This window comes from Actinosynnema sp. NPDC050801 (assembly GCF_040673975.1).
In the GTDB taxonomy this organism is placed as follows: Bacteria; Actinomycetota; Actinomycetes; order Mycobacteriales; family Pseudonocardiaceae; genus Actinosynnema.
In genome coordinates this window covers 913,918-926,374 of record NZ_JBFAQZ010000001.1, presented here as the reverse complement: position 1 = coordinate 926,374, position 12,457 = coordinate 913,918, and the positions used below count along the sequence as shown (strand labels likewise).

Annotated in this window: 10 protein-coding genes; 4 read left to right on the top strand and 6 right to left on the bottom strand. The window is 70.9% G+C overall.

Features of this window, described 5'->3' with window-relative positions; all coding sequences use genetic code 11:
* Window positions 1–11: 11 nt before the first annotated feature.
* From AB0K14_RS04645 to AB0K14_RS04630, 4 genes are all read right to left on the bottom strand, one after another.
* Window positions 12–1,919, bottom strand: coding sequence for a trypsin-like peptidase domain-containing protein (locus AB0K14_RS04645; protein ID WP_360461775.1), 1,908 nt, complete (start codon window positions 1,917–1,919; stop codon window positions 12–14).
* A gap of 78 nt (window positions 1,920–1,997) precedes the next feature.
* Window positions 1,998–3,089 (bottom strand): galactose-1-phosphate uridylyltransferase, encoded by a 1,092-nt coding sequence (galT, locus tag AB0K14_RS04640; protein WP_360461778.1) that lies wholly within the window; start codon window positions 3,087–3,089, stop codon window positions 1,998–2,000.
* Window positions 3,086–3,883 (bottom strand): DeoR/GlpR family DNA-binding transcription regulator, encoded by a 798-nt coding sequence (locus AB0K14_RS04635; RefSeq protein WP_360461781.1) that lies wholly within the window; start codon window positions 3,881–3,883, stop codon window positions 3,086–3,088. Before AB0K14_RS04635 ends, galT begins: the two co-directional genes overlap by 4 nt.
* Window position 3,884: 1 nt before the next feature.
* The gene (locus AB0K14_RS04630; RefSeq protein ID WP_360461784.1) at window positions 3,885–5,891 is read right to left on the bottom strand and encodes a beta-galactosidase; all 2,007 of its coding nucleotides are present in this window, start codon (window positions 5,889–5,891) and stop codon (window positions 3,885–3,887) included.
* A gap of 156 nt (window positions 5,892–6,047) precedes the next feature.
* On the opposite strand from AB0K14_RS04630, the gene AB0K14_RS04625 reads away from it, so the two are divergent.
* The 4 genes from AB0K14_RS04625 to AB0K14_RS04610 all read left to right on the top strand — a co-directional run bounded on the left by AB0K14_RS04625 (window position 6,048) and on the right by AB0K14_RS04610 (window position 10,121).
* Entirely contained in the window at window positions 6,048–7,346 is a 1,299-nt protein-coding gene (locus AB0K14_RS04625; protein ID WP_360461787.1) for an ABC transporter substrate-binding protein, read from the top strand.
* 4 nt (window positions 7,347–7,350) lie between these two features.
* Complete coding sequence (locus AB0K14_RS04620; protein WP_360461790.1) at window positions 7,351–8,328, top strand: sugar ABC transporter permease; 978 nt, start codon at window positions 7,351–7,353, stop codon at window positions 8,326–8,328.
* The gene (locus tag AB0K14_RS04615; RefSeq protein WP_360461793.1) at window positions 8,325–9,197 is read left to right on the top strand and encodes a carbohydrate ABC transporter permease; all 873 of its coding nucleotides are present in this window, start codon (window positions 8,325–8,327) and stop codon (window positions 9,195–9,197) included. The genes AB0K14_RS04620 and AB0K14_RS04615 overlap by 4 nt, the downstream gene beginning before the upstream one ends.
* 105 nt (window positions 9,198–9,302) lie before the next feature.
* The gene (locus tag AB0K14_RS04610; protein ID WP_360461796.1) at window positions 9,303–10,121 is read left to right on the top strand and encodes a hypothetical protein; all 819 of its coding nucleotides are present in this window, start codon (window positions 9,303–9,305) and stop codon (window positions 10,119–10,121) included.
* A 258-nt stretch (window positions 10,122–10,379) separates the two neighbouring features.
* On the opposite strand, the gene AB0K14_RS04605 is transcribed toward AB0K14_RS04610, so the two are convergent.
* Both AB0K14_RS04605 and AB0K14_RS04600 read right to left on the bottom strand, forming a co-directional pair.
* Window positions 10,380–11,756, bottom strand: a complete 1,377-nt coding sequence (locus AB0K14_RS04605; protein ID WP_360461799.1) for a HAMP domain-containing sensor histidine kinase — start codon at window positions 11,754–11,756, stop codon at window positions 10,380–10,382.
* Window positions 11,753–12,442, bottom strand: a complete 690-nt coding sequence (locus tag AB0K14_RS04600) for a response regulator transcription factor (protein ID WP_360461801.1) — start codon at window positions 12,440–12,442, stop codon at window positions 11,753–11,755. Before AB0K14_RS04600 ends, AB0K14_RS04605 begins: the two co-directional genes overlap by 4 nt.
* Window positions 12,443–12,457: the final 15 nt, after the last annotated feature.

The following is a 12,457-nucleotide window of genomic DNA, read 5'->3' as shown; positions in this document are numbered from 1 at the left end:
TGGGGGTCCGGCTAGCGGACCTCCACCGGCTGGCTGCCCAGCGTCACCTCGACCGTGCGGTCCGCGCCGATGGTGAGCTGGACCTTCTCGCCCGGCGCTCGGGACCGCACGGCGGCCACCAAGGCGTCGGAGGTGTCGATGGGCCGGTCGCCGAACTTGGTGATCACGTCACCGGTCTTGACGCCCGCCGCCTCGGCCGCGCCGCCGCCGGTCACGTTGCGCACCTCGGCGCCGCCCTTGGGCGCGTCGCCCACCTGGACGCCGAGCACGGTCTGCGTGGCCTTGCCGGTCTCGGACAGCTCCTTGGCCGTGCGCCTGGCCTGGTCGACCGGGATGGCGAAGCCGATGCCGACCGAGCCGCCCTGCGCGGACTGGCCGGAGTTCGGGCTGTAGATGGCGGAGTTGATGCCGACGACCTGGCCGCGCATGTTCACCAGCGGGCCGCCGGAGTTGCCGGGGTTGATCGCGGCGTCGGTCTGGATGGCGTTGAGCACGGTGTCCACGCCGCCCTGCTGGCCGCCGGCGCGCACCGGTCGGTTGAGCGAGCTCACGATGCCGGACGTGACCGTGCCGTTGAGGTCGAACGGCGAGCCGACCGCGACGACCTCCTGGCCGATCTTCAGGTCACCGGAGTTGCCGAGCTCGGCGACGGGCAGGCCCGACACGTCCTCCATCTTGACCACGGCCAGGTCCGACGTCGGGTCGCGGCCGACGATCTTCGCGTCGAACGAGCGGCCGTCCTGGAGCTTGACCTGGATGGGGCCACCCGCGGCGGCGGACTCGACCACGTGGTTGTTGGTGAGCACCAGGCCGTCGGAGCTGAGCGTGAAACCGGACCCGGCGCCACCGCTGACCTGCACCTGGACCACGGTCGGCAGGACCTTCTGGGCGACCTGCTCGATCGAGCCCGCCGGTGCGTCGGAGCTCTGCCGCGCCGGTTGCGGCTGGTCGAGCGCGTTGACCACCGGTCGCGAGTCCTCGGCGGCCTGGAAGCCGACGTACCCGCCGACACCGCCCGCGACGCCGCCGACGGCGAGCACGAGCGCGGCGACACCCGCCACGACCTTGCCACGCCCCCGCGACCGCGGCGGGGCGGCGACCGAGCCGGGTTGCGCGTAGTACGGGCCCGGCGCGCCGGGGTGGTGACCTCCGGGCTGCGCCGCCCCCGGAGGGATGTGGGTCGGCGCGCCGGAGTGGTCGTGCGCGGCGCCGCCGTGGGACATGCCCTGGGGTACGCCGTACGGACCGGTGTGCTGCGGGCGGTGGAAACCGCCCTGCCAGGCCTCCGGCCCGGGTCCCGGCAGTCCGGCGCCGCCCTGCACGGCGCCGGACCCACCGGTTCCGGTCTGACCCGCGCCGCCCTGCACGGCACCGGCCACACCTGCTCCGGTCGGACCGGCACCGCCCTGCACGGCACCCGCCTGACCGGTTCCCGACCCACCGGCGGCACCCTGCGAGGCGGCCGGTGAGCCGAAGTCATCCAGGTGACCGGGACGCGACCGCGCCTCCGGCGACCCGGGCACGGGCTCGGCGGCGCTCTGGTGAGCGGCCGACGAGCCGAAGTTCGAAGAGTGACCCGCGTGACCCGTGCTGACGCTGTCCGGGTGGAGGGCGGGGTCCGGGTGACCGGGTTCGGCGGGTCGGCCGGTGCTCCCCTGCGGAGCACCCGCCGACCCGTCGGTCACGTCCTCCGGCCGCGCGGGGCCTCCCTGCCAGGCTCCCCGCGCACCCGTGGACTCCGGCACGCCGGCGCCGCCCTGCACGGCACCCGCCTCGCCGGTGTCCGGCCGACCAGCACCCTGCTGCTGGAAGCCGGCGTCGTCATGACCGAGCCCGGCGCCGCCGCCGCGCGCCCACGGGCTCTGCTGCTGAGGCGGCTGAGACTGCGGTGGCTGCTGCGGCTGCTCGTTCTCGGTCATGTCCACCACTGTGCGGTGCCCGCCTGAGAGGAGCCTTAAACGAAACTGGGCATCAGTTGTGAGTCGCGACCGGCCGGGTCAGCCGGAGACCGGGCCGCGCAGCTTCTCCGCGATCTGCTCGGGGGTCGCGTCGTTGATCCAGACGCCCATGCCCGACTCGGAGCCCGCCAAGTACTTGAGCTTGTCCGCGGTGCGCAGGACCGAGAACACCTCCAGGTGCAGCCAGGCCAGGTCACGGCCGGTGCGCACGGGCGCCTGGTGCCACGCCGCGATGTAGGGCAGCGGGCGGTCGTAGAGCGCGTCGAGGCGGTGCAGCACGGTCAGGTAGAGGGCCGCGAAGTCGTCCCGCTCGGCGTCGGTCAGGGCGGGCAGGTCCGGCACCTGGCGGTGCGGGACGAGGTGCACCTCGACCGGCCAGCGGGCCGCGGCGGGCACGAACGCCGACCAGTGCTCGCCCTCGGCGACGATCCGGGTGCCGGCCGCACGTTCGGCCGCAAGTACGTCACCCATCAGTGGACGACCGTGTGACGCTTGGTAGTCCGCCGCGACGGCGAGCATCCGTTCCGTCTTCGGGGTCACGAAGGGGTAGCCGTAGATCTGGCCGTGCGGGTGCGACAGCGTCACACCGATCTCTTCACCCCGGTTCTCGAACGGGAAGACCTGCTCCACGCCCGGCGTCGCGTTCAACGCCTCGGTGCGGTCGGCCCACGCGTCCACGACCGTGCGCACCCGGGACACGGGCAGCGAGCCGAACGACGTGTCGTGGTCGGAGGTGAAGCACATGACCTCGCACCGACCGCGCCCGGCCGCCCGCGCCACCATCGGCATTCCGTCCACAGTGGACGGCAGCTCCGGCACGGCCTGCGCGAACGACGGGAACCGGTTCTCGAACACCACCACGTCGTAGCCGGGGTCGGGGATCTCGGTCGGCTTGCCGGGCGAGGACGGGCACAGCGGGCACAGGTCGGCGGGCGGCTTGTAGGTGCGCGTCTGCCGGTGCGCGGCGATCGCCACCCACTCGCCGGTCAACGGGTCGCGCCGCACCTCCGACAGCGGCTGCGCTCGGGGCAGGTCACGGGTGTCGACCGCGTCGCGCGGCGGCGCGTCCGGGGTGTCGTCGAAGTAGATGATCTCGCGACCATCGGCCAGCTTCCCCGCCGTGCGCCTCACGCCAGTTCCTCTCCGCGCCCCGGCACGTGCGCCAGGACCAGTTCGCCCACCTGCTCGCCGAGCACCGCGCGGGCGGGCTCGGCCAATCCCTCGTCGGTCACCAGCACGTTCGCCTCGTCCAGCGCGGCGATGGTGGAGATGCCGACGGTGCCCCACTTGGTGTGGTCGGCGACCACGACGACCCGTCCGGCCGCGTCGACCAGCGCGCGGTCGGTCTCGCTCTCGTTCAGGTTGGGCGTGGTGAAGCCGGAGCGCTCGGCCATGCCGTGCACGCCCAGGAACACCACGTCCAGGTGCAGCGACCGCAGCGCCTGCACGGCCACCGGCCCGACCAGCGCGTCCGACGGCGTGCGCACGCCACCGGTGAGCACCACCGTGCGGTCGGTGCGACCGCTCTGCTGGAGCACGTCGGCGACCCGGATCGAGTTGGTCACCACGGTCAGGTCCGGGATGTCGTCGAGGAACCGGGCCAGCGTCCACGTGGTGGTGCCCGCGGACAGGCCGATGGCGGTCCCGGGGCGCACCAGGCCCGCGGCGAACGCGGCGATGGCCTCCTTCTCCGGCAGCTGGCGCACCGACTTGGCCTCGAAGCCGGGCTCGTCGGTGCTGCGGCCGACCACGGACGTGGCCCCGCCGTACACCTTCTCCACCAGGCCGCGGGTGGCCAGCACGTCCAGGTCCCGGCGCACGGTCATGTCCGAGACGCCCAGCCGGACGACCAGGTCGCTCACCCGCACGGCGCCGGTGCGGCGCACCTCTTCGAGGATCACCGCTTGTCGTTGACGTGCCAGCACGTCACACCTCTTCTTCCCTGATCACGACCACGCCGCCGGCGGGGACGACCACGCTGCCCGACGCACGCGCGCCGGACAGCAGCTCGACACCCACCGCGGGCAGCTCGGCGTCGCCGCCCCCGTGGTTGACCGCGACCAGCCACGATACGGCGGAGCCCGCCACCACACCGCGCCGACGCACCACTTCGAGGTCACCGCCGCCGGGACCGACGTGGTCCACGCCCGCCTGGTCGAGCACCGGGCGCAGCAGCCGGTCCACGCCGTCGCCGGTGAGGCCGCACGCCACGTACCAGGCGACACCGTCGCCGTGCTCGTTGCGGGTCACGGCGGGCACGCCCGGCAGCGGGCCGTCGGCGTAGGAGGCGACCACCTTCGCGCCGTCGGCGTGCAGGTGCTCGGTCCAGACGGCGGCCGACGAGCCGTCGTCCAGGTCCACCACCTGGCCCTCCCGCAGCGGGTGGAACTCCTCGGTCCGCACGCCGAGCAGGTCGCGGAACGCGCCGGGGTAGCCGCCGAGGTGCACGTGGCCGCGCGTGTCGGTGATGCCGGACAGGTAGGTGACCAGCAGGTGCCCGCCGCCCGCGACGTACCGCTCGTACGGCGTCGCGTCGTCCACCGCGTACAGCGCCGGGACGACGGCCAGCCGGTAGCCGGACAGGTCCGCGCCCGGCGGCACGAAGTCGACCGTCACGCCGGCCCGCCACAGCGCCCGGTAGTACCCGAAGACGTGCTCCCGGTAGCCGAAGTCCGCGGTCGGGTGCGCGGGCTGGTCCAGCGCCGCCCACGACTGGTAGTCGAAGACGACGGCCACCGACGCGTCCACGGTCGAACCGACGAGCTCCTCGATCCGCCGGTACTCCGCGCCGACCTGCTCGACCTCGCGGAACACCTTCGTGTCCGCCCCGGCGTGCGGCACCATCGCCGAGTGGTAGCGCTCCGCGCCCGCGCGCGACTGCCGCCACTGGAAGAACAGCGTGCCGTCCGCGCCGCGCGCGGTGTGCGCGAACGAGTTGCGCCGCAGCTCGCCGGGCTGCTTGGCGATGTTGCGCGGCTGCCAGTTCACCGCCGACGTGGAGTGCTCCATCAGCAGCCACGGCCGCCCGCCGGCCAGCCCGCGCACGAGGTCGGCGGAGAACGCCAGGTCGACGTGCCGCTCGGGGTCCTCGGCGCGGGTGTAGTGGTCGTTGGAGACGAAGTCGACCTCGGCGGCCCACCGCCAGTAGTCCAGCGCGGAGAAGTTCCACGTGACCATGAAGTTGGTGGTCACCGGCACGTCCGGGGTGATCTCGCGCAGCACGTCCCGCTCGGCCTTGAACAGCTCCAGCAGGGCGTCGGAGCCGAACCGGTCGAAGTCGAGCAGCTGGCCGGGGTTGCCGAGCGACGGCGTCGCGCGCGGCGGGAGGACCTGGTCCCAGGAGGAGTAGCGCTGGCTCCAGAACGCCGTGCCCCACGCCTCGTTCAGCTCGTCCAGCGTGCCGTGCCGGGCCCGCAGCCAGGTCCGGAACGCCTCCGCGCACCGGTCGCAGTAGCAGCGGGAGACGTGGCAGCCGTACTCGTTGTTGACGTGCCACGCGGACAGCGCCGGGTGGTCGCGGTACCGCTCGGCCAACGCCCGGGCCAGCGCGACGGCCTTGGTCCGGTAGACCGGCGAGCTCGGGCAGTACGACTGGCGCGAGCCGTGCGCCAGCCGCACGCCGTCCGCGGTCTCCGGGAGCATCTCGGGGTGCGCGGTGGTCAGCCAGGGCGGCGGCGCGGCGGTCGCGGTGGCCAGGTCGACCCGGATGCCGCCGGCGTGCAAACGGTCGAGCACGCGGTCCAACCAGCCGAACTCGTAGCGACCCTCTTCCACTTCGAGCAGCGCCCAGGAGAAGATCGCCACGCTCACCAGGTTCACCCCGGCACGGCGCATCAGCTCGACGTCCTCGGCCCAGACGTCCTCCGGCCACTGCTCGGGGTTGTAGTCGGCGCCCCACGCCAGGCCGCGCACACCGGTGGGCCAAATCGTCATGACACAAGAGTGGTCGATTTACCGCGAAAACGTCAACACAGTCCAACAAGAACCCTCGAATAGCTTGACATTCCGTGTGGCGCAGCCCACATTGTGAGGCCTCTTGTTGACTCTTTGTTCACTTGGGACCGCCGAGTGTCACCCGTAGGAGCGACGATGACGAGGTTCTCCGCCAGTCCCCACCCGCTGCCGGGCCGCCGCGCCCTGCTCAAGGCGATCGTCGCGGGAGCGGGCATCGCGGCCGTGCCCGGGCTGGCCGCGTGCGGCTCCGGCGGTGGCGGCGCCACCACCGACACCGTGTCGTTCGGCAACAACCTGTCCGACCAGGTGCCGAAGGACGCGATCACCGCGGTGCTCAAGTCGTTCGAGGGCGAGTCCGGCCTGAAGGTCGGCATCAACACCAAGCAGCACGAGCAGTACCAGGAGCAGATCAACAACTACCTCCAGGGCAAGCCGGACGACGTGCTGGCCTGGTTCGCGGGCTACCGGATGCGGTTCTTCGCCGAGAAGGGCCTGACCGGCGACCTGAGCGAGGTGTGGTCGAAGGTCTCCGGCGGCTACGAGCCCGCGTTGAAGGAGGCGTCCACGGCATCGGACGGCAAGCAGTACCTGATCCCGTTCATCCAGTACCCGTGGGGCGTGTTCTACCGCAAGAGCGTGTGGCAGCAGCGCGGGTACGAGCAGCCCAAGACGCTGGACGAGCTCGTCGCGCTGTCGACGAGGATGCAGTCCGACGGGCTCGTGCCGATCGCGTTCGCGCAGAAGCAGGGCTGGCCCGGCATGGGCACGTTCGACCAGCTCAACTTCCGCGTCAACGGCTACCAGTTCCACGTCGACCTGATGGCCGGCAAGGAGGACTGGCAGGGCCCGAAGGTGCGGGAGGTGTTCGACACCTGGAAGCGGCTGCTGCCGTTCCACCAGGAGAACTCGCTGGGCCGGGAGTGGCAGGAGGCCGCGCAGTCGTTGCAGAAGGGCGAGGCGGGCATGTACCTGCTCGGCTCGTTCGTGGCGCAGCAGTTCAAGGGCGCCGATGTGGACGACCTGGACTTCTTCCCGTACCCGGAGATCAACCCCGAGCACGGCCAGGACACCGTCGAGGCGCCGATCGACGGCTACATGATGTCCCGCAAGCCCGCCAACCCCGAAGGCGCGCGCAAGCTGCTGGAGTACCTGTCCACGCCCGCCGCGCAGCTGGCCTACCTCAAGACCGACCCGACCTCGATCGCCACCTCGAACAAGGCCGAGACGTCCGGCTACAACGCGTTGCAGAAGAAGTCGGCGCAGGTCATCAAGGAAGCCGCGCACATCACGCAGTTCCTCGACCGCGACACCGACCCGCGCTTCGCCAGCGACGCGGCGACCAACGGGCTCAACGCATTCATCCAGAACCCCGACGACCTCGACTCGATCCTCAAGGGCATGGCCGACCAGGCGAAGACGATCTTCACGGAGTGACGGCGTGACCGCGTTGCAGGCCCCCCAGTCCCCCTTGGAGCCCGCCGGGACGTCGGCCCCCTCCCCGACGTCCCGGCGCGGCAGGCGTCGCCGCGCCACCGCGCTGGCACCGCGTGACAAGCTCGTGCTCGGGCTGATGCTCGGCATCCCGTCCCTGGTGCACGTCGCGCTGGTGTGGCTGCCCGCGCTCGGCTCCGTCGGCCTGTCCTTCAGCTCGTGGGACGGGATCGGCGGGTTCGCCGACATCGAGTGGGTCGGCTTCCAGAACTACGTCGACATCTTCACCCGGTACCCGCGGTTCTGGCCCGCGTTGCGGCACAACCTGGTCTGGCTGCTGTTCCTGCTCGTGGTGCCGACCGTGGCCGGGTTGCTGCTGGCCGTGCTGCTGGACCGGCAGCTGCGGTTCGGGCGGATCTACCAGAGCGCCCTGTACCTGCCGATGGTGCTCTCGCTGGCCCTCGTCGGCTTCATCTGGCAGCTGATCTACCAGCCCGAGCAGGGGCTGCTGAACAACGTGCTCGGCACCGCCACCACCGACCCGGTGAACTGGCTGGGTGATCCGGACATCAACCTGTACGCGGTGCTGGTGGCGGCCGGGTGGCGGCACACCGGCTACATCATGCTGCTGTACCTGGCCGGGCTGAAGGCGGTCGACCCGGCGCTGAAGGAGGCCGCGGCGCTGGACGGCGCGAACGCGTGGCAGACGTTCTTCCGGGTGACGTTCCCGGTGCTCAGGCCGGTGAACGTGGTGGTGCTCGTGGTCACCGTGATCGAGGGCCTGCGGGCGTTCGACATCGTGTACGTGATCAACAAGGGCCGCAACGGGCTGGAGCTGCTGTCCGTGCTGGTGACCGACAACATCATCGGCGAGTCGAGCCGGATCGGGTGGGGGTCCGCGCTGGCCGTGGTGCTGCTGCTGATCTCGCTCGGGTTCATCATCACCTACCTGTTCCAGGTGTTCCGCGAGGAGGAACGGACGTGACAGTCCGACAGCGCCCGATCTCGTTGGCCCGCGTCGCCCTGCACGCGTTCCTGGTCCTGACGTGCCTGGTGACCCTCGCCCCGTTGCTGTGGGCGCTGTACGCGTCGCTGCGGACGTACGACGACACCGCGCGCAACGGCTACTTCTCGCTGGCCGAGAGCCTGACGTTCGACAACTTCACGTCGGCGTGGACGCAGGCCGACCTGCCGCACTACTACCTGAACACGTTGATCGTGACGTTGCCCGCGCTGGTGCTGGTGCTGCTGCTCAGCTCGATGGTGGCCTACGGGGTGTCGCGGTACAGCTTCAGGTTCAACCTGGTGCTGCTGATGCTGTTCACCGCGGGCAACCTGCTGCCGCAGCAGGTGATCGTGACGCCGCTGTACCGGCTGTACCTGCTCACGCCGGTGCCGTCCTGGTTGAGCGACAGCGGGTTGTTGCTCGACTCGCAGCTCGGGCTGGTGCTGATCCACGTGGCGTTCCAGTCCGGGTTCTGCGTGTTCGTGCTGAGCAACTACATGAAGACGATCCCGGCGGAGCTGGGTGAGGCGGCCCGGGTCGACGGCGCGGGCGTGTTCCGGCAGTACTGGCAGGTGATCCTGCCGCTGTGCCGCCCGGCCCTGGCCGCGCTGGCGACGCTGGAGTTCACCTGGATCTACAACGACTTCCTGTGGGCGCTGGTGCTGATCCAGACCGGTGACAAGATGCCGATCACCTCGGCTCTGCAGAACCTCAAGGGCACGTTCTTCGTCGACAACAACCTGGTCGCCGCGGGCTCCCTCCTGGTCGCCCTTCCTACCCTGGTCGTCTTCTTCGTCCTCCAACGCCAGTTCATCGGCGGGCTGACCCTGGGTTCCACCAAGGGTTAGGCGCTTCGGGCGTGACAGCGGTCATACCGGGGGTCGGTATCAGCGGTTCACGGGTGCGCTCCATCAGTGCAGGAGGTCCGTCGCACCCGTTGAGAGGACGCCTCGATGACCATTCCCCGCATCCGCCGCATTCTGGTCGCCTGCACCGCCGCGGTGACCGCCGCACTGGCGGTGGCCGCCCCCGCACAGGCGAGTTCGGCCACGCTGTACGCCGAGGTGGACGAGCTCGCCGACAACCTGAACTCCCTGGCGTGGCCCGATCAGCAGACGTACAACTTCTACCCGGGCGAGAAGGGGTACCCGGACGTGGCCACGAGCGTCGTGTGGGGCGTGGCCGGCAGTCCGACGACCTACGAGAGCAAGGCCAGGTGCGCGCCGCTGCTCACCCAGTCGCTGAAGCACACGTTCGCGTGGGCCACCGACAGCTACCTGACCGCCGAGTTCGGGAGCACCAGCCCCACGTCGGCGCAGTACTACGACGGGTTCCAGGCGGGCGCCGAGCACTTCACGGCCAAGACCACGGTGCCCAGCCTGGTGCAGGGCGACGTCATCGCGGTCAAGTACAACGACTCCGCGGGCGGCACCGGCGACGCGACCGGGCACATGATGGTCGTCGCCGCCGCGCCGCAGCTGTACGACCGCGACGGCGACGCCTCGACCCGTGAGTACGCCGTGCAGGTGATCGACAGCACGAAGAACCCGCACGGCGTGCCCAGCACGTGGTCCGGGTCGCCGGTCCACCTGTTCCCGGACACGCGCCGGTCGGGCACCACCGAGTACACCGGCGTCGGCCGTGGCTGGATCTTCATCCGCACCGGCTCCGACGACGTCCCGGCCGGCCACTGGTGGGGCGCGAACGAGAACCTGACCGGCGAGTACAAGTCCACCTCGACCCGCCCGATGATCTTCCGCACCATCCCCTGACCCCAGCCACCCCACCCCAAACCAGCGTGTCGAACCTCCAGAACCCGCGTGTCCTACCTCCAGAACGCGCGTGTCCTACCTCCAGGTCGTGCGTGTCCTACGTTCAGGTACCCCGAGTTCAACACTCAGGTCCGCTTCGGCTGTTCTGAGTGTTGAACTCGGGTGTTCCGAACGTAGGACACGCGCGACGCGAACGTAGGACACGCGCGACGCGAACGTAGGACACGCGTGACGCGAAGGTTCGACTCGCGCGGGAATTCAGGGGCGGCCCGGGAGGCGGAGGGTGAACATGGCGCCGCCTTCGGGGGCGCGGCCCACGTAGGCCATGCCGCCGTGGCGTTCGGCCACCTGCTTGACGATCGCCAGGCCCAGGCCCGAGCCGGGGAGGGTGCGGGCCTCGGAGGAGCGGTAGAAGCGTTCGAAGACGTGGGGGAGGTCGGCGTCGGCGATGCCCGGGCCGGAGTCCGCCACCTCGACTACGGCGCTGCCGTCGCCCAGCTGCCTCAGCGACAGCCTGACCACGCCGCCGGTGGGGCTGAACTTCACCGCGTTGTCCAGGAGGTTGAGGACGGCACGTTCGATGGCGCTGGAATCACCCAGCAGGGACCACGGTTGCAGCTCGACCACGAAGTCCACGTCGGACGCACGGCGCTTGGCGCGGTCCAGCGCGCGCTCCACCACCTCGACCAGGTCCACGGGCTCGTGCACGACCTGCGGCGCGTCCTCCCTGGCCAGCTCGACCAGGTCACCGATCAACGTGGTCAGCTCGTCCAGCTGCGCCCGCACGTCGGCGTTGATCTCCGCCTTGTCCACCTCGGACAACGTCGGCGCGTCCGGCCGCTCCGAGGCCAGCAGCAGTTCCAGGTTCGTGCGCATGGACGTCAACGGCGTCCGCAGCTCGTGCCCCGCGTCCGCGACCAGCCGCCGCTGCCGCTCCTGGGACTCCGCCACCGCGCCCAGCATCGCGTTGAACCGCTGCGACAGCAGCGCCAGCTCGTCGTCGCCGGACACCGGGATCGGCCGCAGGTCACCGGTCATCGCCACCCGCTCGGTGGCCTCGGTCAACCGCTGCACGGGCCGCAGCCCGGTCCGCGCGACCGCCGTCCCCGCCGCCGCCGCGACCAGCACGCCCAACCCGCTGATCACGAACAGCACCACGGACAGCTTGCCCAGCGTGATGTTCAACGGCTTGGTGGACTGCGCGATCACCATCGCCTGACCGTCGCCGTACGGCACCGCGACCACCCGGAAGTCGGTGCGCACGTCGGTCCAGATGTTCTCCAGCCGCGTACCGCGCGCCACGTCCAGGTCCGCGGGCTGGGTCGGCGGCGCCACCGTGCCCTTCGGGTACAGGATCCGCCCGGTCACGTCCAGCACGCCGATCCGGATGTCACCCGCGGCCAGGAACGCGCCGGGGATCTCGGTGACGTCGTTGTTGACCTTCGGGGCGTTCGCCGCGGCCTGCGCGCGCTGCCGCAGGTTCTCGTCCATCTGGTCGTGCAGGTTCCGGCTCACCGTCATGTACGCGCCGAGCGACACGACGGCGACGGCTCCGGCCACGCAGAACGCGGCCAGCAGGGTCACCCGGGCTCGCAGCGACACCCGCTGGAGCCGCCCGTTGGCGGCACCGATCACGGAGGTGTCTCCCGCAGCACGTAGCCGACGCCGCGCACCGTGTGCAGCAGCCTGGGCTCACCCTCGGCCTCGGTCTTGCGGCGCAGGTAGCCGACGTAGACCTCCAGCGCGTTGCCCGAGGTCGGGAAGTCGTAGCCCCAGACGTCCTCCAGGATCCGGCCGCGGGTCAGCACCTGCTTGGGGTGCGCCAGGAACAGCTCCATCAGGGCGAACTCGGTCCGGGTGAGGCTGATCGGCCGGTCACCGCGCCGCACGTCGCGGGTGCCGGGGTCCAGCTCCAGGTCGGCGAACCGCAGCACCACACCCGCGGGCTCCTCGGCGTCCGACGCCGCCCGCCGCAGCAACGCGCGCAGCCGGGCCAGCAACTCCTCCAGCGCGAACGGCTTGGGCAGGTAGTCGTCCGCACCCGCGTCCAGCCCGGACACCCGGTCCGACACCGCGTCACGGGCGGTGAGCACGAGGATCGGCAGGTCGTCGCCGGTGCTGCGCAGCCTCCGGCACACCTCCAACCCGTCGAGCCGGGGCATCATCACGTCGAGCACCATGGCGTCGGGACGCTGGGACACGACGGATTCGAGGGCCTGCTGGCCGTCGCCGGCAAGGTCGACCTGGTAGCCGTTGAACTGCAGTGAGCGACGAAGCGACTCACGCACGGCCCGGTCGTCGTCGACAACGAGGATGCGCATGAGGTCAGTCTTGCT